Origin of the sequence: Sphingomonas jaspsi DSM 18422 (assembly GCF_000585415.1) — a bacterium.
Taxonomy (GTDB): domain Bacteria; phylum Pseudomonadota; class Alphaproteobacteria; order Sphingomonadales; family Sphingomonadaceae; genus Sphingomicrobium; species Sphingomicrobium jaspsi.
This window is the reverse complement of the sequence record NZ_KK073876.1, coordinates 1,010,278-1,032,032: the sequence shown is the minus strand read 5'-3', so window position 1 is coordinate 1,032,032 and position 21,755 is coordinate 1,010,278. Positions and strand designations below refer to the sequence as shown.

At 65.1% G+C, this 21,755-nt stretch carries 32 protein-coding genes; 6 read left to right on the top strand and 26 right to left on the bottom strand.

The genetic code is table 11. The features are described 5' to 3' along the window. Window positions 1-13: 13 nt before the first annotated feature. The 5 genes from trpD to G570_RS05230 all read left to right on the top strand — a co-directional run bounded on the left by trpD (window position 14) and on the right by G570_RS05230 (window position 5,787). The gene (gene trpD / locus G570_RS05250) at window positions 14-1,078 is read left to right on the top strand and encodes an anthranilate phosphoribosyltransferase (protein WP_218915873.1); all 1,065 of its coding nucleotides are present in this window, start codon (window positions 14-16) and stop codon (window positions 1,076-1,078) included. Continuing rightward, window positions 1,071-2,441, top strand: a complete 1,371-nt coding sequence (trpCF, locus tag G570_RS05245; protein ID WP_037499857.1) for a bifunctional indole-3-glycerol-phosphate synthase TrpC/phosphoribosylanthranilate isomerase TrpF — start codon at window positions 1,071-1,073, stop codon at window positions 2,439-2,441. Before trpD ends, trpCF begins: the two co-directional genes overlap by 8 nt. Next, window positions 2,438-3,625, top strand: a complete 1,188-nt coding sequence (gene trpB / locus G570_RS05240) for a tryptophan synthase subunit beta (RefSeq protein ID WP_037499854.1) — start codon at window positions 2,438-2,440, stop codon at window positions 3,623-3,625. The genes trpCF and trpB overlap by 4 nt, the downstream gene beginning before the upstream one ends. Continuing rightward, window positions 3,622-4,422 (top strand): tryptophan synthase subunit alpha, encoded by an 801-nt coding sequence (gene trpA / locus G570_RS05235; protein WP_037499851.1) that lies wholly within the window; start codon window positions 3,622-3,624, stop codon window positions 4,420-4,422. The genes trpB and trpA overlap by 4 nt, the downstream gene beginning before the upstream one ends. A 78-nt stretch (window positions 4,423-4,500) precedes the next feature. Continuing rightward, a complete protein-coding gene (locus tag G570_RS05230) occupies window positions 4,501-5,787 on the top strand; it encodes a nucleotide sugar dehydrogenase (protein WP_037499848.1) in 1,287 nt (428 codons plus the stop codon). Here G570_RS05230 and G570_RS05225 read toward each other — a convergent pair whose 3' ends face one another. Next, the gene (locus tag G570_RS05225) at window positions 5,788-7,206 is read right to left on the bottom strand and encodes an FAD-binding oxidoreductase (RefSeq protein WP_051504053.1); all 1,419 of its coding nucleotides are present in this window, start codon (window positions 7,204-7,206) and stop codon (window positions 5,788-5,790) included. Window positions 7,207-7,257: 51 nt separating this feature from the next. Between G570_RS05225 and G570_RS05220 the strand changes: the two genes are divergently transcribed. Further along, window positions 7,258-7,749, top strand: a complete 492-nt coding sequence (locus G570_RS05220) for a dihydrofolate reductase (RefSeq protein WP_037499845.1) — start codon at window positions 7,258-7,260, stop codon at window positions 7,747-7,749. Here G570_RS05220 and G570_RS05215 read toward each other — a convergent pair. From G570_RS05215 to tuf, 25 genes are all read right to left on the bottom strand, one after another. Then, window positions 7,739-8,281, bottom strand: a complete 543-nt coding sequence (locus G570_RS05215) for an SRPBCC family protein (RefSeq protein WP_037499844.1) — start codon at window positions 8,279-8,281, stop codon at window positions 7,739-7,741. The two genes, G570_RS05220 and G570_RS05215, sit on opposite strands and share 11 nt — an antisense overlap. 46 nt (window positions 8,282-8,327) lie before the next feature. Beyond that, entirely contained in the window at window positions 8,328-8,972 is a 645-nt protein-coding gene (locus tag G570_RS05210) for an adenylate kinase (protein WP_037499843.1), read from the bottom strand. Between the two features lie 30 nt (window positions 8,973-9,002). Next, window positions 9,003-10,373: a preprotein translocase subunit SecY gene (gene secY / locus G570_RS05205; protein WP_037499840.1), complete on the bottom strand. Its 1,371-nt coding sequence runs from the start codon at window positions 10,371-10,373 to the stop codon at window positions 9,003-9,005. Between the two features lie 109 nt (window positions 10,374-10,482). Beyond that, window positions 10,483-11,019 carry a 50S ribosomal protein L15 gene (rplO, locus tag G570_RS05200; RefSeq protein WP_051504521.1) on the bottom strand — a complete coding sequence of 179 codons (537 nt, stop codon included), beginning with the start codon at window positions 11,017-11,019 and terminating at the stop codon, window positions 10,483-10,485. Window positions 11,020-11,100: 81 nt separating this feature from the next. Next, on the bottom strand, window positions 11,101-11,277 hold the full coding sequence (gene rpmD, locus G570_RS05195; RefSeq protein WP_037499835.1) for a 50S ribosomal protein L30: 177 nt from the start codon (window positions 11,275-11,277) through the stop codon (window positions 11,101-11,103). A 5-nt stretch (window positions 11,278-11,282) separates the two neighbouring features. After that, window positions 11,283-12,017, bottom strand: coding sequence for a 30S ribosomal protein S5 (gene rpsE / locus G570_RS05190; RefSeq protein ID WP_037499832.1), 735 nt, complete (start codon window positions 12,015-12,017; stop codon window positions 11,283-11,285). Next, window positions 12,018-12,371, bottom strand: coding sequence for a 50S ribosomal protein L18 (rplR, locus tag G570_RS05185; RefSeq protein ID WP_037499830.1), 354 nt, complete (start codon window positions 12,369-12,371; stop codon window positions 12,018-12,020). A gap of 3 nt (window positions 12,372-12,374) precedes the next feature. Further along, window positions 12,375-12,911 carry a 50S ribosomal protein L6 gene (rplF, locus tag G570_RS05180; protein WP_037499827.1) on the bottom strand — a complete coding sequence of 179 codons (537 nt, stop codon included), beginning with the start codon at window positions 12,909-12,911 and terminating at the stop codon, window positions 12,375-12,377. Beyond that, window positions 12,911-13,306 (bottom strand): 30S ribosomal protein S8, encoded by a 396-nt coding sequence (rpsH, locus tag G570_RS05175; protein WP_037499823.1) that lies wholly within the window; start codon window positions 13,304-13,306, stop codon window positions 12,911-12,913. Before rpsH ends, rplF begins: the two co-directional genes overlap by 1 nt. Window positions 13,307-13,316: 10 nt before the next feature. Then, on the bottom strand, window positions 13,317-13,622 hold the full coding sequence (gene rpsN / locus G570_RS05170; protein ID WP_037499820.1) for a 30S ribosomal protein S14: 306 nt from the start codon (window positions 13,620-13,622) through the stop codon (window positions 13,317-13,319). A 22-nt stretch (window positions 13,623-13,644) separates the two neighbouring features. Then, window positions 13,645-14,226: a 50S ribosomal protein L5 gene (gene rplE, locus G570_RS05165; protein WP_037499817.1), complete on the bottom strand. Its 582-nt coding sequence runs from the start codon at window positions 14,224-14,226 to the stop codon at window positions 13,645-13,647. Continuing rightward, on the bottom strand, window positions 14,219-14,539 hold the full coding sequence (gene rplX, locus G570_RS05160; protein ID WP_037499814.1) for a 50S ribosomal protein L24: 321 nt from the start codon (window positions 14,537-14,539) through the stop codon (window positions 14,219-14,221). Before rplX ends, rplE begins: the two co-directional genes overlap by 8 nt. Next, window positions 14,539-14,907 carry a 50S ribosomal protein L14 gene (gene rplN / locus G570_RS05155; RefSeq protein ID WP_037499811.1) on the bottom strand — a complete coding sequence of 123 codons (369 nt, stop codon included), beginning with the start codon at window positions 14,905-14,907 and terminating at the stop codon, window positions 14,539-14,541. The genes rplX and rplN overlap by 1 nt, the downstream gene beginning before the upstream one ends. A gap of 31 nt (window positions 14,908-14,938) precedes the next feature. Beyond that, complete coding sequence (gene rpsQ / locus G570_RS05150; protein WP_037499808.1) at window positions 14,939-15,208, bottom strand: 30S ribosomal protein S17; 270 nt, start codon at window positions 15,206-15,208, stop codon at window positions 14,939-14,941. Between the two features lie 12 nt (window positions 15,209-15,220). After that, on the bottom strand, window positions 15,221-15,427 hold the full coding sequence (gene rpmC, locus G570_RS05145) for a 50S ribosomal protein L29 (protein ID WP_037499806.1): 207 nt from the start codon (window positions 15,425-15,427) through the stop codon (window positions 15,221-15,223). A gap of 3 nt (window positions 15,428-15,430) precedes the next feature. After that, on the bottom strand, window positions 15,431-15,862 hold the full coding sequence (rplP, locus tag G570_RS05140; protein ID WP_037499803.1) for a 50S ribosomal protein L16: 432 nt from the start codon (window positions 15,860-15,862) through the stop codon (window positions 15,431-15,433). Window positions 15,863-15,874: 12 nt separating this feature from the next. Then, the gene (rpsC, locus tag G570_RS05135) at window positions 15,875-16,582 is read right to left on the bottom strand and encodes a 30S ribosomal protein S3 (RefSeq protein WP_037499801.1); all 708 of its coding nucleotides are present in this window, start codon (window positions 16,580-16,582) and stop codon (window positions 15,875-15,877) included. Then, window positions 16,582-16,959 carry a 50S ribosomal protein L22 gene (gene rplV, locus G570_RS05130; protein ID WP_037499798.1) on the bottom strand — a complete coding sequence of 126 codons (378 nt, stop codon included), beginning with the start codon at window positions 16,957-16,959 and terminating at the stop codon, window positions 16,582-16,584. Before rplV ends, rpsC begins: the two co-directional genes overlap by 1 nt. After that, on the bottom strand, window positions 16,959-17,234 hold the full coding sequence (gene rpsS, locus G570_RS05125) for a 30S ribosomal protein S19 (RefSeq protein WP_037499796.1): 276 nt from the start codon (window positions 17,232-17,234) through the stop codon (window positions 16,959-16,961). Before rpsS ends, rplV begins: the two co-directional genes overlap by 1 nt. A 5-nt stretch (window positions 17,235-17,239) precedes the next feature. Continuing rightward, entirely contained in the window at window positions 17,240-18,076 is an 837-nt protein-coding gene (gene rplB, locus G570_RS05120; RefSeq protein ID WP_037499793.1) for a 50S ribosomal protein L2, read from the bottom strand. 3 nt (window positions 18,077-18,079) lie between these two features. Continuing rightward, complete coding sequence (locus G570_RS05115) at window positions 18,080-18,397, bottom strand: 50S ribosomal protein L23 (RefSeq protein ID WP_037499791.1); 318 nt, start codon at window positions 18,395-18,397, stop codon at window positions 18,080-18,082. Then, the gene (gene rplD, locus G570_RS05110; protein ID WP_037499788.1) at window positions 18,390-19,019 is read right to left on the bottom strand and encodes a 50S ribosomal protein L4; all 630 of its coding nucleotides are present in this window, start codon (window positions 19,017-19,019) and stop codon (window positions 18,390-18,392) included. The genes G570_RS05115 and rplD overlap by 8 nt, the downstream gene beginning before the upstream one ends. 3 nt (window positions 19,020-19,022) lie before the next feature. Continuing rightward, complete coding sequence (gene rplC / locus G570_RS05105) at window positions 19,023-19,772, bottom strand: 50S ribosomal protein L3 (RefSeq protein ID WP_037499786.1); 750 nt, start codon at window positions 19,770-19,772, stop codon at window positions 19,023-19,025. 288 nt (window positions 19,773-20,060) lie between these two features. Further along, window positions 20,061-20,372: a 30S ribosomal protein S10 gene (rpsJ, locus tag G570_RS05100; RefSeq protein WP_028969184.1), complete on the bottom strand. Its 312-nt coding sequence runs from the start codon at window positions 20,370-20,372 to the stop codon at window positions 20,061-20,063. Window positions 20,373-20,546: 174 nt separating this feature from the next. Beyond that, on the bottom strand, window positions 20,547-21,737 hold the full coding sequence (gene tuf / locus G570_RS05095) for an elongation factor Tu (RefSeq protein WP_037499783.1): 1,191 nt from the start codon (window positions 21,735-21,737) through the stop codon (window positions 20,547-20,549). Between the last annotated feature and the right edge of the window lie 18 nt (window positions 21,738-21,755).

The window sequence follows — 21,755 nt, the reverse complement described above, 5'->3', positions numbered from 1 at the left end:
GAAAGAATGTTCGATGCTTGAAACGACGACCGCCACGCCTAGCCAGACGCTGCCGCCCGATCTCGGCCCGGTGCCCAACCCGATGCCGCGCTTGCTCGACGGACACGACCTGGCGATCGAGGAATCGCTGCACCTGTTCGAACGGCTGGTGCTGGGCAAGCTCGAGCCGGGCGAGATCGGTGGGATGCTGGTCGCGCTGCGGATGAAGGGTGAGACCGCCGACGAGATGATCGGCGCGGCCAAGGCGCTGGCCAACGCGGCCCAGCCGTTCGACCGGCCCGACTATCTCTATGCCGACTGCTGCGGCACCGGGGGCGACGGGTCGGGGCTGATCAACGTGTCGACCGCCACCGCCTTCGTCGCCGCGGCCTGCGGGCTTCCGGTCGCCAAGCATGGCAACCGCTCGGTCAGCAGCCAGTGCGGATCGGCCGACGTGCTCGAAGCGCTGGGCGCGAAGATCGACGTCGATGCGGCAAAGGCGCGCCAGCTGCTCGATGACACCGGCTTCTGCTTCCTGTTCGCGCCCGCCTACCACCCGGGGATGAAGCACGCTGCGCCGGTTCGCCGCCAGCTAGCGGTGCGGACGGTGATGAACATGCTCGGCCCCTGCGTGAACCCCGCGCGGCCGCGGGTGCAGCTGCTCGGCGTCGCCGATCCGGCCAAGCTGCGCCACATCGCCAGGGTGCTCGACGCGATGGGGGTCGAGCGCGCGCTGGTCGTGCATGGCGACGGACTGGACGAGGTCGCGCTGCATGGCCCGACCAAGGCAGTCCGGCTCGACCATGGCACGCTCAGCGACATTGAGATCACGCCCGAGGACGCGGGGCTGGCCCGCGCCCCGATCGACGTCATCACCGGCGGCGACGCGTCCGAAAATGCCGCCCGCCTCCGCGCCTTGCTCGATGGTGGCGGGAGCGCGGCCGAGCGCGACATCGTGACCCTCAACACCGCCGCGCTGCTCATGACCGCCGGCATCGCCGACGACCTTGCCGCCGCCGCCGATCTTGCCCGCGATGCGCTGGCCAGCGGGGCGGCGGGCCGGGTGCTCGACGCCTATATCGAGGCGAGCAATGGCTGACGTCCTCGCCCGCATCGTCGAGCGCAAGCGGCTGGAGGTGGCCGAGCGGCTGCCGGACCCGGTCCCGGCGGTTCCGACGACCCGATCGCTCAAGGCCGCGCTGGCCCGGCCCGGTGCCCGCTTCATCATGGAGGTGAAACGCAAATCGCCGTCAGGCCACCGGGGTAAGCACAGCGTCGAACAGGCCGTCACCGCCTATGCCCCGATCGCCGACGCGATTAGCGTCTTGACCGACGGCGCCGACTTCGGCGGCTCGCTCGACGACCTGCGCTTCGTACGCGAGCGGTTCGACGGACCGATCCTGGCCAAGGATTTCGTGGTCGACGCCAATCAGGTGAGCGAGGCGCGCGCCGCCGGCGCCGACGCCGTGCTGGTGATGATGTCGGTCCTCGACGACCGCACCGCGGCCCAGGTGCTGGCTGCCGCGCGGCGATTGGCGATGGACGCCATCGTCGAGGTCCATGACGAGGCCGAGCTGGCCCGCGCGCTGGAACTTGGCGCGGAGATCGTCGGCATCAACAATCGCGACCTCAAGACCTTGAAGACCGACCTGGCGGTGACCGAACGGCTGGCCGCGGTGGTGCCCGATCATGTGCTTCTGATTTCCGAATCCGGGATCGCGGCGCGGCGCGATGTCGAGCGATTGGCGCCGATCGTCGACGCTTTCCTGGTCGGGTCGTCGCTGATGGCGGCGGACGATATCGCCGAGGCGGCGCGTGCGCTGGTCTTCGGGCGGGTCAAGCTATGCGGCCTGACGCGGGCCGAGGATGTCGCGCTTGCCGCGGCCGCGGGCGCGACCCACGCTGGCCTCATCATGGTCCCGGGCACGCCGCGCGAGGTGGACGCGGCGCAGGCGAGGTTGCTTGCCGATCATGCGCACCGGCAAGGGCTGAAGGCCGTCGGTGTGTTTCGGGATGCGCCGGTCGACACCGTCGCAGCCGTCGCCAACGACATCGGTCTCGACGCCGTCCAAATGCATGGCCGCGAAAGCGAAAGGGACATTCAAGGCTTGCGGGAATTGCTCCACCACGGCACCGAAATCTGGGCCGTGCGGGGTGTGGACGGAAAGTCCGTGGACCAGGCCCGGGCAGCCGACCGCACCCTGTTCGATACGGCGGTTAAAGGTGCCAGCGGCGGCACCGGATCGACGTTCGACTGGGATGTTTTAAAGGGCGTGGCCAATTTGTCCGCTTCCATCGTTGCGGGTGGAATCGGTCCGGACAATGCCGCCGAGGCAGCGCAGCTTGGCGCTTACGCGATCGACGTGTCGTCGCGTGTCGAAGCGGCTCCGGGGATCAAGGATGAAACCAAGGTGCGCGCGCTGTTTGCGGCGCTGCGCCCCAAGACGAGAGGTGACAAGTGAGACAGTCTGGACGGTTCGGGCGCTTCGGCGGCGCCTTTGTGCCGGAAATCCTAGTGCCGGCGCTGGAACAGCTTGAGGCTGCCTTTCTCGACGCGCAGCAGGACCCGGCGTTTAATGCCGAACTGGCCGACTTGCTGTCGACCTATGCCGGACGCCCCACGCCGCTGACCCGCTGCCGCAACCTGTCGAAGGGCGGAACGCGCATCTACCTGAAGCGCGAGGATTTGCTCCACGGCGGGGCGCACAAGACCAACCAGGTGCTGGCGCAGGCACTTCTGGCCAAGCGCATGGGCAAGCCGCGCCTGATCGCCGAAACCGGCGCGGGCCAGCATGGCGTCGCGACCGCGCTGGCCGGGGCACTGTTCGGCCTCAAGACCCGCATCTACATGGGCGCCGACGATGTCGAACGGCAGCAGCTCAACGTGTTCCGCATGGAATTGATGGGCGCCGAAGTTGTCCCCGTCACCAGCGGCGGGCGGACGCTGAAGGACGCCGTCAATGAGGCGCTGCGCGACTGGACCGCGAGCTTCGCCGACACGCATTACCTGCTCGGCACCGTCGCCGGGCCGCACCCCTTCCCGCTGATGGTGCGCGAGTTCCAGCGTGTGATCGGCAAGGAAGCGCGCGAGCAGATCCTCGACATCGAAGGCCGCCTGCCCGACGCGGTCATCGCCTGCGTCGGCGGTGGATCCAACGCCATGGGCATCTTTAGCGATTTCGTCGCGGATAAGGACGTCGAACTGATCGGCGTCGAAGCGGCGGGCAAGGGCCTGTCGGGCCGCGAGCATGGCGCGACGATCCTTAAAGGTCGGCCCGGCATCCTCCACGGCGCGGAAACGCTGCTGCTGCAGGACGAGGACGGACAGGTCGACGATACTTGGTCTGTGTCGGCAGGACTCGATTATCCCGCCGTCGGACCCGAGCATTCGCACCTCAAGGACATCGGCCGCGCGACCTATGTTGGGGCGACCGACACCGAGGCGCTCGATGCTTTCGTGGCGCTGGCGCGGGGTGAAGGCATCGTCGGCGCGTTCGAAAGCTGCCACGCTTTGTCATACGCCATGAAGCTGGCCGAAGACGGAAAGGACCGCGTGCTGTTGGTCAACCTGTCAGGGCGCGGCGACAAGGATATGGTGCAAGCGCAGCATGTCTTGGGTGGACGCCTTGCGAGGGCCGCCGCATGAGCCGCTACGCCGCCATGTTCGAGCGCTGCCGCGCCGCCGGGGAAGGCGCGTTCGGCGGCTTCCTGACGCTCGGCGACCCGAGTTTTGAGGGATCGCTCGCCGCCGCCGATGCGCTGGTCGCGGGCGGGGTCGACTTCCTCGAGCTCGGCATCCCCTTCAGCGATCCCGTCGCCGACGGATCGATCATCCAGGCCGCCGCGCAGCGTGCACTTGCGGCAGGGGTGCGGACCGCCGACTGCCTCGACCTGATCTCCCGAATCCGCGCCCGTCACCCCGACGTCCCGATCGGCATCCTCACCTACGCCAATATCGCCATCGCCCGCGGGTTCGATGACTTTGTGCGCGACCTGGCGGCGGCGGGCGCGGACAGCCTGCTGGTCGCCGACATCCCCAGCGTCGAGGCCGCGCCCTATGCCGACGCCGCGAAGGCCGCCGGGCTCGACTGGGTGATGATCGCCGCGACCAACACGCCAAAGGAAACGCTGCGCCGCATCGCCGATTTGTCGTCGGGCTTCACCTATTGCGTCGCTCGCGCCGGGGTCACCGGCCGCGACACGCAGAATTTCGACCATCGCGGCCTGTTCGAAGAACTTGCTGCCGCCGAGGCGCCGCCGCCGATCCTCGGCTTCGGCATTTCCTCGCCGCTCAGCGTCGCCGCCGCGGTTCGCGAAGGCGCGGCGGGCGCCGTTTGCGGTTCGGCCATCGTCGACCTGCTCCACCGCGAGGGACCCGATGCGCTGGCCGATTTCGCAAGCGCGATGAAGGCCGCGACGCGACTGGCGCCGGTCGAGGCCTGAGCCGACCGCCAAGTTGGCGCTTGCGCCGAGCGGGTCCGCTGCCCCAAGCAGGTGCGGTAACAAGGAGTGTGATCGCGCGTGAGCAGCAAGGACCGGAAGGTTGCCGTCATCGGCCTGGGTTATGTCGGGCTGCCGCTTAGCGTCGTCCTTGCGCGGCACCATCACGTGGTGGGGTTCGACATCGACGAGCGCCGCGTCGCTTCGCTCAAAAGGGGTGACGATGCGACTGGCGAGGTCGATGCTGCCGCGTTGTTGTCCAGTTCGCTGGGCCTGACCGCCGATCGCGGCGATCTGGCCGATGCCAACATCTTCATCGTCACCGTTCCGACCCCGATTGACCAGGCCAATCGACCCGATTTCCGTGCGCTGCTGGGGGCTTGCGAAACGGTCGGCGCGATCATGCCCAAGGGCGCAATCATCGTGTTCGAAAGCACGGTCTACCCGGGCGTGACCGAAGAGATTTGCGGCCCAGCGCTGGAGCGGGCGTCCGGGTTGGTGGCGGGCCGCGACTTCACGCTCGGCTACAGCCCCGAACGCATCAACCCCGGCGACAAGGCGCGGCCGCTGGAGAAGATCGTCAAGGTGGTCGCCGGGCAAGACGCCGCGACGCTCGATGCGCTCGCCAACCTCTACGGCTCGATCATCGAAGCGGGCATCCACCGCGCCCCCTCCATCAAGGTCGCCGAAGCCGCCAAGGTCATCGAAAACAGCCAGCGCGACCTCAACATCGCGCTGATGAATGAAGTTTCCAAAATCTGCGACCTGATGGATATCCGCACCGCCGACGTGCTGGCCGCGGCGGGGACCAAGTGGAATTTCCTCAACTTCCATCCCGGCCTGGTCGGCGGCCACTGCATCGGGGTCGATCCCTATTATCTTACGGCCAAGGCCGAAGAGCTTGGTTATCGCCCCGAAGTCATCCTGTCGGGCCGCCGCATCAACGACGGCATGGGTGCCCATATCGCGCAAAAAACCACCAAGCTGCTCGCCCGCCTGCCGCTGCCGCTCAAGGACATGCGGGTCGGCATCCTCGGATTCACCTTCAAGGAAAATGTCCCCGACATCCGCAACAGCAAGGTCATCGACATCGTCCGCGAATTGCAGTCGTTCGGGATCGAGCCGCTGATCCACGATCCGCTGGCCGACGCGGCGGCGCTGGCCCGCGAATATGGCGTTTCGCTCACCTCGCTGGACGCGTTCGCCGACCTCCACGCGCTGATCGTCGCGGTGCCGCACCGCGACTATGAACCGTGGGACGCCGCGGCCTATTCGGCGATGGTGGCGAAAGGCGGGGTCATCGTCGATGTCCGCGCCAGGCTGGATCCCGCCGCGGTGCGCGACGACCTGACGATCTGGAGCCTTTGATCAGACCAGCTTGCCGGGGTTGAACAGGCCCTTGGGGTCGAGCGCGGCCTTCAGTGCTCTTAGCGTCGCGACCCGCTCGGGCGACAGGCGCGCAAGCTCGTCGCGTTTCATCTGGCCGATACCATGTTCGGCGCTGATCGACCCGCCCGCCGCGACGACGAGGTCGTGGACGAAGCGGGTCACCGCCTCCCCTTCGCGCGCCAGCCAGTCCGACCCGCCGCGCGATCCGGCGCGGACGTGGAAGTGGACATTTCCGTCGCCAAGATGGCCGAAGCCCGAAGCGTGAGTTCCCGGGAATGCGGCCTCGACCGCGCGCGCCGCCTCACCCATGAAGCGCGGCATGTCGTCGACGGGCACGCTGATATCGTGCTGGGTAGCGGGACCGAACTGCTTCTTCTCCGCTTCCGACAGGCTGTCGCGAATGTGCCAGAACGCATCAGCCTGCGCGTCGGAGTTGGAGATGGTCGCATCCTCGACCGAACCCCGCTCCATCAACGGCGCCAGCAGCCGAGCAAGTAGCGCTTCAGGTTCCTCGTCCGCTGCATCGTGCGCGACTGCTTCGACCAGCACATGCCAGTCGTGCTCGCCTTCCAGCGGGCGGCGCAGTCCGGGGATTTGTGCGAGCGCGGCCTCGAGCGACTCCCGCGGCAGGATTTCGAAGCCCTCTACCTGGCCCGTCTCGGCTTCCAACGCGCGCAACACATCAAGCGCGGCCTGCGGGCTGGCGACGCCGAGCCACGCCACCGCGCGCGAGCGGATGGCAGGAACGAGCTTCAACCGGACCGCAGTGATAATCCCCAGCGTCCCTTCGGCCGCGACCAGCAGCTGGTCGATGCTGCTGCCGCGATTGTCCTTCTTGAGACCGGTGAGTCCGTGGTGGATGGTGCCGTCCGGAAGCACCGCCTCTATCCCCTGCACCAGCGCGCGCATCGGGCCGAAGCGCAGCACCTGCGTCCCCCCGGCATTGGTCGACGTCAGGCCGCCGATCGTTGCGCTGCCCCGCGAGCCGAGCGTGAGCGGGAAGCGCAGCCCTTCGCGCTCCACCGCCTCGTGCAGCGTCTGCAGGATCACGCCGGCTTCGGCGACGCAGCTTTGGCTCGCGACGTCGATCGAGCGGATGCGGTTCATCCGCCGCGTCGACAGGATGACGGCCGATCCGTCCGCCGGAGGGGTAGCGCCGCCCACCATCGACGTGTTGCCACCCTGCGGCACCAGCGGAACACCCAGCTCCGCGGCAAGCTCGACCATCGCCGCCACCTCGTCGGTCGACGCGGGCTGAAGCATGGCCGGCGCGTCGCCATTCCAGCGCCCCCGCCAGTCGGTCAGCCACGGGGCAAGGTCGTCAGCGTCGGTCACGACGCTCTTGTCGCCCAAGCGGTCCCGGATGGTATCGACCAGTTGCTGCTGCGCGGGCGTCATGCCCCACCCCTACGCTTGCCCGACCCCGCCCCGCAAGCGTAGGAGGGAGACATGAACCGTCCCCCCATCACCATCGTGCTGGCGCGCGCCATCAACGGCGTCATCGGCAAGGACAATGACCTGCCCTGGCATATTCCCGGCGACCTGAAACGCTTCAAGGCGCTGACCATGGGCAGCGCGATGATCATGGGGCGCAAGACGTTCGACAGCCTGCCGGGCATCTTGCCGGGCCGTCGCCACATCGTGATGACCCGCGATCGCGACTGGGCGGCGGAAGGGGTCGAGGTAGTTCACGACCTCAACAGCGCGATCGCGAGGGCTGGGAACGATCCGATCTCGGTCATCGGCGGCGCGGCGGTGTTCCAGCTGTTCGAACCCATTGCCGACAGGATCGAGCTGACCGAGGTGCTCGCCGAGGTCGAGGGCGACGTTACGATGCCCGACCTACGCTCCAGCGAGCAATGGCGCGAAATCGCCAGTGAGGATCACCTGCCGAGCGGCACGGTCCCGGGCTGGCGAACGGTCACGCTGGTCAGAGCTTAGGCTTTTCCCCGCCCGCCGCGGCGAAGCTGCGGTAGCGCTTCATCTGCGTTCCGAGCACCTGGTCGACGACCGGCGCCATGGCCGCCGCGCCGCCCTTGGCGAAACCGGCAACCCGGTACGACAGGCTGACCTTGGTGCCGCCGGCGATGCGTTCGAACTTGACGTCCATCACACCGGACGTCGCCTCGTAAAGCATCGGACCCAGGCTGCCGGTCAGCACCACGCGCTCGCCCGGTTGGACATAGGCGACGCGCATGTGTTCGACACCGCCCCCGTCATCGAGCGTTTCGCAAAAGCAACCGCCGGGACGAAGGTTGAGCGTCAGCCGCTTGGCCTCGCCCGAATAGCTGTGCTGGTTGTCCCACCATCCGCCGATCTGGGCGAAGGCGGAATAGGCCTCGGCCGGCGGGACGACGAGGTTGACGCTGTGCTGCACCTCGAAGCCATGATCGCCGGCGGACAGAACCGCGGCGGTTGCCGGCGCGGCGGCCAGCATTGGTGCCATGCACAGGATCGAGGCTGAAATACGCATCCGGTTCCCCTCAACAACGAGCGGGACGAGAGTGCGTCAATTCGACCTAGCTGTCGAGGATCGCGTCGATCGCCGCTGCGACTTCGTCGACCGTACCCATGCCATCGACCCGGCGGACCAGCCCCTTTTCCTCGTAGACGGGAAGGATCGGTGCGGTCTTGGCCCGATATTCGGCCATGCGGGTGCGGACGGTCTGTTCGTTGTCGTCCGGGCGGCGCTTGAAGTCGTGGCTGCCGCAAACGTCGCAGGTGCCCTCGACCTTGGGCAGCTTGAACTTGTCGTGGTAGCCCGCGCCGCAGTTGGCGCAGGTGAAGCGGCCGGTGATGCGTTCGACCAGCGCTTCTTCGTCGACCACCAGTTCGATCACATGGTCGAGCTTGCGTCCCCGTTCGTCGAGCAGGATCTCCAGCGCCGCCGCCTGATGACCGGTACGCGGAAAGCCGTCGAAGATGGCGCCCTTGTCGCTGGAGGCGTCGAGCCGTTCGCTGATCAGGGCCGACACGATTGCGTCGCTGACGAGTTCGCCGGCGGCCATGATCGCCTTGGCCTTGAGGCCCGTCGGGGTGCCCTTGGCGACCGCTTCGCGCAGCATGTCGCCGGTCGACAGTTGCACCATCCCGCGCGTCTCGACGAGCCGCTGCGCCTGGGTGCCCTTGCCTGCCCCCGGAGGGCCCAGAAGGATGATGTCCACGTGTCTTACTCCCCCGGTCGGTGGCGCCGCTTAGCCGCGGCGGCCGCCCTTCAACTTCGCCTTCTTGATCAAATCGCCATATTGGTGCGCGATCAAGTGGCTCTGGATCTGGCTGACCGTATCCATCGTCACGTTGACGACGATCAGCAGGCTGGTGCCACCAAGGTAGAAAGGCACGCCCGCCTGGCTCAGCGCGATTTCCGGGATGAGGCAGATGGTGGTGAGATAGGCCGCACCGATGACGGTGATGCGGTTCAGCAGCGAATCGAAATATTCCTCGGTCGCCTTGCCCGGACGGACGCCCGGAATGAAGCCGCCATGGCGCTTGAGGTTTTCGGCCGTTTCTTCCGAATTGAACTGCACCGCGGTGTAGAAGAAGCAGAAGAAGATGATGCCGAACGCGTAGAGCGCGAGGTAGAGCGGCGCGCCGTGACGCAGGTAGGTGCTGATGGTGATCAGCCATTCGCTGCCGCCCGCACCCGGATTGGCCGAATTGCCACCCGCGAACTGCAGCACCGTCAGCGGCATCAGCAGCAGCGACGAGGCGAAGATCGGCGGGATGACGCCGGCGGTGTTGAGCTTGAGCGGAAGGTGGCTGCGGTCCTGCTGCATCATGCCGCGCGCGGTGGCGCGCTTGGGATACTGGATCAGGACGCGGCGCTGGGCGCGCTCCATGAAGCAGATGAACAGCACCAGCGCGATGACGCCGATGACGATGCCGAACACGAGCAGCGGATCCATGGTGCCGCTGCGGCCGCCTTCGAACAGCTGCGCAAGGTGCAGCGGCAGCGAGGCGACGATGCCGGCCATGATGATCAGCGAGACGCCGTTGCCGATGCCGCGGCTGGTGATCTGTTCGCCGATCCACATCAGGAACAGCGTGCCGCCGACGAGGCTGATGGTCGCGGTCACCCGGAATAGCATGCCCGGTTCGACCACTGCGGCAATGCCCTGCGTGGCGGCAAGGCCTTCAAGCCCGCGGGCGATGAAATAGCCCTGCACCGTGGTCAGGAGCACCGTCAGGTAACGGGTGTACTGGTTCAGCTTCTTGCGGCCGGTCTCACCTTCCTTCTTCAGCTGCTTCCACGGCTCGTAGAGCGAACCGGCCAGCTGAACGACGATCGAGGCCGTGATGTAGGGCATGACGCCGAGCGCAATGATCGACATGCGCGACAGGCTGCCGCCCGAGAAGGTGTTGAAGAAGTCGAGCACGCCGCCCTGCTGCGTCTGGAACAGGTTGGCCAGCGCGCGCGGATCGATGCCCGGGATGGGAACGTGGGACAGCAGGCGGAACAGGATGAGGGCACCAAGGGTGAACCAGAGCCGCTTCTTCAGCTCGGTCGCCTTGGTGAAGCTTGCCAGCGAAATGTTGGAAGCCAGTTGTTCGGCTGCGGATGCCATCGATATTCCCTAGAAAGTAACAGGCGGCGACGGGCTGTTTAGCCCCCCGCCGCCCGATATAGTCACTGGAAGCCTGTTGCGAAGCCCCCTTGGCGCGAAAAGCCGTAGCTTACTTCGCGGCCTTGGCGGCCAGCTTGGCGTCGCGGGTCTTGCCCTTCTTGGCAGCGGCCAGCGCAGCCGGATCCTTCTTTTCGAGGATCTCGACCTTGCCACCGGCCTTTTCGACCGCTTCGATCGCGCCCTTCGACGCGCCGGCGACCTTGAAGCTGACCTTGGTCTTGAGCTCACCCTTGCCGAGCAGGCGGACGCCGTCCTTGCCACCGCGGGCCAGGCCAGCGGCCTTCAGCGCGTCATGGTCGAGCACGCCCTTGGTGTCGAGCTTCTTGGCGTCGATCATCTTCTGGATCGCGCCCAGGTTCACCTCGGCATAATCCTTGGCGAAGATGTTGTTGAAGCCGCGCTTCGGCAGGCGCATGTGCAGCGGCATCTGGCCGCCTTCGAAGCCCTTGATGGAAACGCCTGAACGGCTCTTCTGGCCCTTCTGGCCGCGGCCGGCGGTCTTGCCGACGCCCGAACCGATACCACGGCCGACGCGAACGCGACCCTTGCGGGCGCCGTCGTTGTCGCGGAGTTCGTTGATCTTGATGGTCATGTGTGCACTCGCTTTCGCTTTTGTCGCGCATGAAGCCGGGAACGCGCTGCGTCCCCGGCCTCAATACTCAGTTGATTAGTCTTCGACCTTGAGCAGGTGCGCGACCTTGCGCACCTGGCCGAGCACTTCCGGCGTGGCTTCGACCTCAACCGTGCGGTGCATCTTGTTGAGGCCCAGGCCGACGAGGGTCGCCCGCTGGGTCTTGTGGCGGCGGATCGGCGAACCGGTCTGCGTGATCTTAATCTTCGCCATGATGATTACTCCGTGACCGCGTCGGCGGTCGCTTCGGCTTCGGCCTTGTCCATGCCACCACGGCCGAGAAGGTCAGCGACCTTCTTGCCACGGCGCTGGGCGACCGAGCGCGGGCTGGTCTGATCCTTGAGCGCTTCGAACGTCGCGCGGATCATGTTGTACGGGTTCGAGGTGCCGACCGACTTGGTGACCACGTCATGGACGCCAAGGCTTTCGAACACGGCGCGCATCGGACCGCCGGCGATGATGCCGGTACCCGACGGGGCGGTACGAACGGTCACCTTGCCGGCGCCGAAGTGGCCCTTGCCGTCATGGTGAAGCGTACGGCCATCCTTCAGCGGAACGCGGATCATGGCCTTCTTGGCCGCCGCGGTCGCCTTCGAAATGGCTTCCGGCACTTCGCGAGCCTTGCCGTGACCGAAGCCGGCGCGGCCCTTGCCGTCGCCAACCACGACCAGCGCGGCGAAACCGAAGCGCTTACCGCCCTTGACGGTCTTCGAGACGCGGTTGATGTGAACCAGCTTCTCGATCAGCTCTTCGCCTTCTTCTTCGCGGTTGCCACGGCGATCGTCGCGGCGGCCACGGCCACCGTCACGTCCGCCACGGCCGCCGTCACGGCCGCCACGACCACGGCCGCGCGGACCGCGACCTTCGGTCTGACCGGCGTCTGCCTGGACTTCGGCGTTCTCGGCCGGAGCTGCGGTGGTCTCTTCCACCTGCGGGGTTTCGTTCTCAGCCATTTAGAACTCCAGTCCGCCTTCGCGGGCAGCATCGGCCAGCGCCTTGACGCGGCCATGGAAAAGGAAGCCACCGCGGTCGAACACGACGGCCGACACGCCGGCCTTCTTGGCCTTGGCGGCAAGCGCCTTGCCAACAGCCGCAGCGGCCTCGGAGGTCGCGCCGGTCTTGGCCTTCACGTCCTTGTCCAGGGTCGAAGCGGCGGCCAGCGTCTTGCCGGCGGCATCGTCGATGACCTGGGCATAGATGTGCTTGCCCGAACGGTGAACCGACAGGCGGGGCTTGCCGGCAGCGCGCGCACGAAGCGCGGTGCGGACACGGCGCTTGCGGCGATCGAAGAGAGAGAGTTTCGCCATGGCTTACTTCTTCTTGCCTTCTTTGCGGAAGATATACTCGCCGCGATACTTGATACCCTTGCCCTTGTAGGGCTCCGGCTTGCGCCAACGGCGGATCTCGGCGGCCAGCTGGCCAACCTTCTGGCGATCGATGCCGCTGATTTCGACGGTGGTGTTGTCCGGGGTCTTGACCTCAAGACCTTCGGGCACCGTGACGTTCACGTCGTGGCTGTAGCCGAGCTGCAGCTTCAGGGTCTTGCCCTGGGCCTGAGCGCGGTAGCCGACGCCGGTGATTTCGAGGACCTTCGAGAAGCCCTCGGTCACGCCGGTGACCAGGTTCTGGACGTTGGTGCGCTGCATGCCCCAAGCGGCGCGGTTGCGCTGCGCGGGAACGATCGGCTGCACGCTGATCTGGCCGTCTTCGACCTTGTAGGAAACGAGGTCATCCATCAGCGCCATGCTGAGGGTGCCCTTCGGACCCTTCACGGTCAGGGTCGAGCCCTCGATCGTGGCGGTGACGCCCGACGGGATCGCGACCGGCTTTTTACCAATGCGGCTCATTAGAACACCTCCGCCAGCACTTCGCCGCCGACGTTCTGGTCGCGGGCCTCAGTGTCGCTGAGAACGCCGCGCGGCGTCGAGACGATGGTGATGCCGAGGCCGTTGCGAATGCGCGGGAGTTCCTTCGAGCCCGAATAGACTCGACGGCCCGGCTTCGACACGCGAACCAGATGCTGGATCGCCGGCTGGCCTTCAAAATATTTGAGCTCGATGCGCAGGCCCTTCTGGCCGGCAAGCTCTTCTTCGGAATAACCGCGGATATAGCCTTCGCGCTGGAGCACGTCGAGGACGTGGGCACGCAGCTTCGAAGCCGGCGTCAGGATCGAATCCTTGCGCGCCTGCTGGCCATTGCGGATGCGGGTGAGCATATCACCCAGGGGATCGGTCATCGGCATATGCGTGCCCTTACCAGCTCGACTTCGTGAGACCCGGGATCAGGCCCTTATTGCCCAATTCCCGAAGCATGATCCGCGACAGGCGGAACTTGCGATAGTAGCCGCGCGAACGGCCGGTCAGCTCACAACGGTTGCGAATACGGGTCGGATTGCCGTTGCGCGGCAGCTCCGCCATCTTGAGGCGCGCGATCAGGCGCTCGGTTTCGTCGAGCGACTTATCGTTTGCCTTGGCCAGCAGCTTTTCGCGCTTGGCCTGGGTCTTTTCGACGAGCTTCTTGCGACGCTCGTTCTTGTTCACGGAACTCAGTTTCGCCATGACTTAAGTTCTCCAACGCCGCTTACGCGGCTTCCTTCTGGGCCTCGGCCGGGAACGGGAAGTTGAAGAGACGCAGCAGTTCGCGCGCTTCTTCGTCCGTCTTCGCGGTCGTGGTGATGATGATGTCCATGCCCCGGACCTTGTCGATCTGGTCATAGTTGATTTCCGGGAACACGATCTGTTCCTTCAGGCCCATGGCATAGTTGCCACGGCCGTCGAACGACTTCGGGTTGAGGCCACGGAAGTCGCGAACGCGCGGCAACGCAATGGTCACCAAGCGGTCGAGGAATTCGAACATGCGTTCACGACGGAGCGTGACCTTGCAACCGATCGGCATGCCTTCACGCAGCTTGAACTGCGCGATCGACTTCTTCGCCTTGGTGATCACCGGCTTCTGGCCAGCGATCTTTTCCATTTCGGCAGCGGCCTGTTCGACCTTCTTCTTGTCCTGGGTCGCTTCACCAACGCCCATGTTGATGACGATCTTTTCCAGCTTCGGAACTTCAAGCGAGTTCTTGTAGCCGAACTTTTCGGTCATCGCCTTGGCGATGCGCTCGTCATAGTCCTTCTTGAGGCGCGGAGTGTACTTCTTCGCGTCAGCCATCGATCTTCTCCCCGGTGCGCGCCGAAACGCGAACCTTCTTGCCGTCCTTCGAGGTTTCGAAGCGGACGCGGGTCGCCTTGCCATCCTTCGGGTCGACAAGCGCGACGTTCGAGATGTGCAGCGGCGCTTCGGTACGCTCGAGACCGCCCTGCTGGAGCTGGTTCGGCTTCTTGTGGCGGGTCGCGATGTTCACGCCCGACACGACAACCTTGGAGTCCTTGACCAGGACCTTGGCGACGTCGCCGGTCTTGCCCTTGTCCTTGCCGGACAGGACGATGACCTTGTCACCCTTCTTGATCTTGGCGGCCGACATTACAGCACCTCCGGCGCGAGCGAGATGATCTTCATGTGCTTCTTCGCGCGCAGCTCACGAACCACCGGGCCGAAAATACGGGTGCCGATCGGTTCTTCGTTCTTGTTCACCAGCACGGCCGCATTGGTGTCGAAACGGATGACCGTACCGTCCGGACGACGAATGTCCTTGGCGGTACGAACGATCACCGCACGGTGAACGTCACCCTTCTTCACGCGGCCGCGCGGAGCGGCTTCCTTGACGCTGACGACGATGATGTCGCCGACGCCGGCAGTGCGGCGCTTGGAGCCGCCCAGTACCTTGATGCACTGGACACGCTTCGCGCCGCTGTTGTCGGCAACGTCGAGGTTCGACTGCATTTGGATCATGGCAGTAGTCCCTTCTTACCCAACAGCGCTGTTAAGCGTCGGCTTCGGCGACTGCCGCGGGGGCAGCACCGATGCGCTCGACAACCGTCCAGCTCTTCTTCTTCGAAATCGGCGCGCATTCCTGAATGCGAACCTGCTCACCTTCACGGAACTGGTTGTCCGCGTCATGAGCGTGATACTTCTTCGACAGCTTGATGATCTTGCCGTACAGCGGGTGCTTCACCCGACGTTCGACACGGACCACAACCGTCTTGTCACCCTTGTCCGACACCACGGTGCCAGTGAGGACGCGCTTCGGCATCTCAAATACTCCTTACGCCTTGGCCGCGTCGCTGGTGCGAGCGGTCTGCAGCGTCTTGATCCGGGCGATCGTGCGACGAACTTCGCGCACGCGGCTCGGCTTCTCGAGCTGGTTGGTGGCAGCCTGGAAGCGCAGGTTGAACTGCTCGCGCTTCAGCTCGGAGAGCTGCGTAGCGAGCTGGTCGTCGGTCTTGACCTTCAGATCGTCTTTCTTGGCCATGACTTAGTCCTCTTCAACCAGCGTTTCACCCAGGCGGGCGACGACCTTGACCTTGATCGGCAGCTTTTCAGCGGCGCGTTCGAAGGCGGTCTTGGCGAGCGGGCCGGGAACGCCGTCCAGCTCGAACAGGATACGACCCGGCTTCACGCGGGCGACCCAGAATTCCGGCGAACCCTTACCCGAGCCCATGCGGACTTCGGCCGGCTTCGACGAGACGGGCACGTCCGGGAAAATGCGGATCCACAAACGGCCCTGACGGCGGATGTGGCGGGTGATCGCGCGGCGGGCCGCTTCGATCTGGCGGGCGGTGATCCGCTCCGGCTCCATGGCCTTGAGGCCAAAGGCGCCGAAGTTGAGCTCCGTGCCACCCTTGGCATTGCCGTGGATGCGACCCTTGAAGGCCTTGCGGAACTTGGTGCGTTTCGGTTGCAGCATCTCAAGTGTTCCTTAGCGGCGATCGTCGCGCATCGGGCGAACGCCCGAGGTCTGCGCTTCCATCATCAAACGATCCTGCGCGAGCGGGTCATGACCAAGGATTTCGCCCTTGAAGACCCACACCTTCACGCCGCAGACACCGTAAGCGGTGTGCGCCTGCGCTTCGGCGTAATCGACGTTACCACGCAGCGTGTGCAGCGGAACGCGACCCTCGCGGTACCATTCGGTGCGCGCGATTTCCGCGCCACCCAGACGGCCCGAGCAGGTGATACGAATGCCTTCCGCACCAAGACGGAGAGCCGACTGCACCGCACGCTTCATGGCGCGGCGGAACGCCACGCGGCGCTCCAGCTGGTCGGCCACGCCCTGAGCGACGAGGCGAGCGTCGATTTCCGGCTTGCGGATTTCGACGATGTTGAGGCTGACATCAGCGCCGGTCATCTTGGCCAGCTGCTTCTTCAGCTTTTCGATGTCCGAACCCTTCTTGCCGATGATGACGCCCGGGCGGGCGGCATAGATCGACACGCGGCACAGCTTGGCCGGACGCTCGATGACCACCTTCGAAATCGCGGCCTGCGGCAGCGACTTGATGATGAACTGGCGGATCTTGAGATCCTCGAGCAGCTGCTTGCCATAGTCCTGGCCTTCAGCGAACCAGCGGCTGTCCCAGGTGCGGTTGATCTGCAGGCGCAGACCGACGGGAGACGACTTCTGACCCATTACGCTTCTTCCTGCTCGCGAACGACGACGCGAAGGCGGCTGAACGGCTTCTCGATACGGGTCGAGCGGCCGCGGGCGCGGGTCGCGAAACGCTTCATGGTGATCGACTTGCCGACCGACGCTTCGGCGACGACCAGGCTGTCGACGTCGAGGTTGTGGTTGTTTTCGGCATTGGCGACGGCCGAGGCGAGGACCTTGTAGACATCTTCGCTCATGCCCTTCGGGCTGAACTTGAGGATGTTCAGGGCCTCTTCGACCTTGCGGCCGCGGATCAGACCGGCAACCAGGTTGAGCTTGCGGGCCGAACCACGGATCATGGTTCCGGTCGCCAGCGCTTCCTTTTCGCCGACCTTGCGGGGGCTCTTAGGCTTGCTCATTAGCGCTTACCCTTCTTGTCGGCGGCGTGGCCCGGGAAGAAGCGCGTCGGCGCAAATTCACCAAGCTTCATGCCGACCATTTCTTCGTTGACCGACACCGGCACGAACTTGCGGCCGTTGTAGACATTGAAGGTCAGGCCGACGAACTGCGGCAGGATGGTCGAGCGGCGCGACCAGGTCTTGATCGGCGCGCGGCCACCGGCTTCCTGAGCGGCTTCCGCCTTCTTCAGCAGCGACAGCTCGACGAACGGACCTTTCCAAACGGAACGAGCCATCTCGATTAGCCCTTCTTCTTGGCGTGACGGCTACGGATGATGAACTTGTCCGTTGCCTTGTTGTGACGAGTGCGGGCGCCCTTGGTCGGCTTGCCCCACGGGGTGACCGGGTGACGGCCGCCCGAGGTGCGGCCTTCACCACCGCCGTGCGGGTGGTCGACCGGGTTCTTGGCGACGCCGCGGGTGAGCGGACGACGGCCGAGCCAGCGATTGCGACCGGCCTTGGCCAGCGTCTGGTTGCCGTTGTCGGGGTTCGACACGGCGCCGACGGTGGCCATGCAGTCGGAGCGGATGTAGCGCTGCTCGCCCGAGTTCAGGCGAACGATCACCATGCCCTTGTCGCGACCGACAACCTGGACGTAGGTGCCGGCGGCGCGAGCGATCTGGCCGCCTTTGCCCGGCTTCATTTCCACGTTGTGGACGATCGTGCCGACCGGCATCTGACCGATTTCCATCGCATTGCCCGGCTTCACGTCGACCTTCTTGCCGGCGACGACCTTGTCGCCCGGAGCGAGACGCTGCGGCGCGATGATGTAGGCCTGTTCGCCACCTTCGTAGGTGATGAGCGCGATGAACGCCGAACGGTTCGGGTCATACTCGAGACGTTCGACCGTGCCGGTCACGTCCCAGGTGCGACGCTTGAAGTCGATGATCCGGTACTTCTGCTTGTGACCGCCGGCGATACCGCGCGAGGTCACATGGCCCTTGTTGTTACGGCCACCGGTCTTGCGCTTGCCTTCGGTCAGCGCCTTGACGGGCTTGCCCTTCCAGAGCGACGACTTGTCGACGAGGACCAGGCCACGGCGGGCCGGGCTCGTCGGCTTATATTGCTTGAGTGCCATCGGTTAGATCCCGCTCGTGATGTCGATCGACTGGCCTTCGGCCAGCGTGACGATCGCTTTCTTGACGTCCGAACGCTTGTAGGGAGCACCCTTCCAGCGCTTGGTCTTGCCCTTGGCGACCAGCGTGTTCACGTTCTTGACGGTGACGCCATAGATCGCTTCGACCGCGGCCTTGATCTGCGGCTTCGACGCCGTACCGGCAACCTTGAACACCACCGCATTGAATTCCGACGCCATGGTCGTCTTTTCGGTGATGTGCGGGGCGACCAGCACGTCGTAGTGACGGTTTTCAACCGCCTGAGTGGCAGGCTTCTTAGCCATTGAACCGGGCCTCCAGCTTTTCAACCGCGGCGCGGGTCAGGACCAGCGTCTCGTGGCGCATGATGTCGTAAACGTTCGCACCGATCGCCGGCAGAAGGTTGAGACCTTCCAGGTTCGACGAAGCGCGGGCGAAACCGACGTTGAGCGCGTCACCATCGATGACCAGCGCGGTCTTGCCGAAGCCGAGCTTGCCCAGCTTGGCCTGAAGCGCCTTGGTCTTGGCTTCCTTGCCCATGTCGAGGTCTTCGAGCACGATCAGATTGCCACCCTTGGCCTTCGCCGAGAGCGCCATCTTGAGACCGAGCGCGCGAACCTTCTTGTTGAGGCTCGAGGTGAAGACGCGGGCACGCGGGCCGTGCGCCTTACCGCCGCCGATGAAGATCGGTGCGCGGCGATCGCCGTGACGAGCCGTACCGCCGCCCTTCTGGCGACCGAACTTCTTGCCGGTGCGGGCAACGTCGCTGCGCTCGCGAGCCGCACGCGCCGGGGCGCGACGGTTGATGAGCTGCCAGGTGACGACGCGGTGCAGGATGTCGGCGCGCGGCTCGACACCGAACACGGTTTCGTCGAGCTGGATGTCGCCGCCAGCCTTGGCGTCGAGGGTCTGAACCTTGACCTTCATCGCTTAGCCTTCCGTGCTTTCGTCGGTGGCCGGCGCGGTCGTTTCGACCTGCGGCTCTTCCGAAGCGTTGTTGTTGCCGGCGGTCTTGAGACCGGCCGGATAAGGAGCGTCCGCGTGGCGCGGCAGCTTGACGGCGTCCTGGACGGTCAGCCAGCCACCCTTCGAGCCGGGCACCGAGCCCTTGACGAACAGCAGGCCGCGCTCGGCGTCGGTGCGCACGATTTCGAGGTTCTGCTGGGTGCGGTTGCGGGCGCCCATGTGACCGGCCATCTTCTTGTTCTTGAAGACGCGGCCCGGATCCTGGCGGTTACCGGTCGAACCGTGCGAACGGTGCGAGACGGAGACGCCGTGGGTAGCGCGAAGACCACCGAAGCCCCAGCGCTTCATGGCGCCGGCAAAGCCCTTACCCTGGGTCACGCCCTGGATATCGACCAGCTGGCCGGCAACGAAGTGATCGGCGGTGATGGTCGCGCCGACGTCGAGGAGAGCATCCTCGGCGACGCGGAATTCAACCACCTTGGCCTTGGGCTCGACTTCGGCCTTGCCGAAGGCGGCGCGCTGCGGCTTGGCGACATTCTTCGCCTTCGCAGTGCCTGCACCCAGAGCGACGGCGGTGTAGCCGTCCTTGTCTTGTTCGCGGCGGGCGACGACCTGGACGTCTTCCAGCTGCAGAACGGTGACCGGCACATGCCGTCCGTCCGCCTGGAAGATGCGGGTCATCCCCATTTTCTTAGCGATCACGCCAGTGCGCATGATCTACACTCCCAACAGAGGCCCCTCCCCGCCTTGCGACGGCTTGGGGCGTGCCGGCCCGAAATGTGATGCGTGCCCCCGCTTGGGCCATTCCCGCTGTAAGGCGGGATGCGGGGGACGCAGGCCGGAGTGCCCGTGAAGGCGCTCCGCGGTATCCCTTGATCCGATGCCGCGACGCATGAGCGCGGCGATCAGTCCTTAAAGGACAGGTCCCGTTGCCGTTGGGACCGAAACTTTGACCCGAAGGTCGGTGCAGCGAATCTCCAGAACCGCTGCGGTGCCAGCCCCTTAGGCCAGCTTGATCTCTACGTCCACCCCTGCTGCGAGGTCGAGCTTCATCAGCGCGTCGACCGTCTGCGGGGTCGGCTGAACGATGTCCAGCAGGCGCTTGTAGGTGCGGACCTCGAACTGTTCGCGCGACTTCTTGTCGACGTGCGGCGAACGGTTGACGGTGAACTTCTCGATGCGCGTCGGCAGCGGAATGGGGCCGCGAATGAGAGCACCCGTCCGGCGAGCGGTGTCGGCGATGTCCCCGGTGGCCTGATCGAGCACACGATGGTCAAAAGCCTTGAGACGAATCCGGATGTTCTGCGTTTCCATGTCCACTTACCGATGCGAAAGAGCCAAGTCGTCACCGCTCACGCGGATCGGACAAACAAAAACGAGCAAGTCGGCTGCCTCTAGACCTTTCGGCCTGAACGCCGGCTTACCCAAAAAACTCGTAAAGCGAGGGCCGCGCAATTCCCGAGAGAATCGCGCGGCCCGCGCCCTATATTACTTAACGATGGTGCCGACAACCCCTGCGCCGACGGTACGGCCGCCTTCGCGGATCGCGAAGCGCAGACCTTCGTCCATGGCGATCGGAGCGATCAGCTTCACGCCCAGCGAGACGTTGTCGCCCGGCATGACCATTTCGGTGCCTTCCGGCAGCTGTACTTCACCCGTCACGTCGGTCGTGCGGAAGTAGAACTGCGGACGGTAGTTCGCGAAGAACGGGGTGTGACGGCCGCCTTCGTCCTTCGACAGGACGTAGACGTTCGCCTTGAACTCGGTGTGCGGGGTGATCGAACCCGGCTTGGCGAGGACCTGGCCACGTTCGACTTCTTCACGGCCGACGCCGCGGATCAGCGCACCGATGTTGTCGCCGGCTTCACCCTGGTCGAGCAGCTTGCGGAACATTTCGACGCCGGTGACGACGGTCTTCTTGGTGTCCTTGATGCCGACGATTTCGACTTCTTCACCAACCTTGATGACGCCGGTTTCGACGCGGCCGGTCACGACGGTGCCACGACCCGAGATCGAGAACACGTCTTCGATCGGCATCAGGAACGGCTTGTCGAGCGGGCGTTCCGGCTGCGGGATCCAGGTGTCGACGGCGTCCATGAGCTTCAGGATCGCGTCGTGACCGATTTCCTTGTTCGAATCTTCGAGGGCGGCCAGAGCCGAACCCGCGACGATCGGAATGTTGTCGCCGTCGAATTCGCGCTTCGACAGTTCTTCACGGATTTCCAGCTCGACGAGTTCGAGCAGTTCGGGATCGTCAACCTGGTCGACTTTGTTGAGGAAGACGACCATGGTCGGAACGCCGACCTGCTTCGCGAGCAGGATGTGCTCCTTGGTCTGCGGCATCGGACCGTCGGCGGCCGACACGACCAGGATCGCGCCGTCCATCTGGGCGGCACCGGTGATCATGTTCTTGACGTAGTCGGCGTGACCCGGGCAGTCGACGTGCGCATAGTGACGCGCCTTGGTTTCATACTCGACGTGGGCGGTCGAGATGGTGATGCCGCGCTCGCGCTCTTCCGGCGCCTTGTCGATGTTTTCGAAGTCGACCTTCTGCGACAGGCCTTCCTCGGCCAGGACCTTGGTGATCGCTGCGGTCAGCGAGGTCTTGCCGTGGTCGACGTGACCGATGGTGCCAATGTTGCAGTGCGGCTTGTTCCGCTCAAACTTTGCCTTCGCCATTTTACGCCTCTTCTTCTC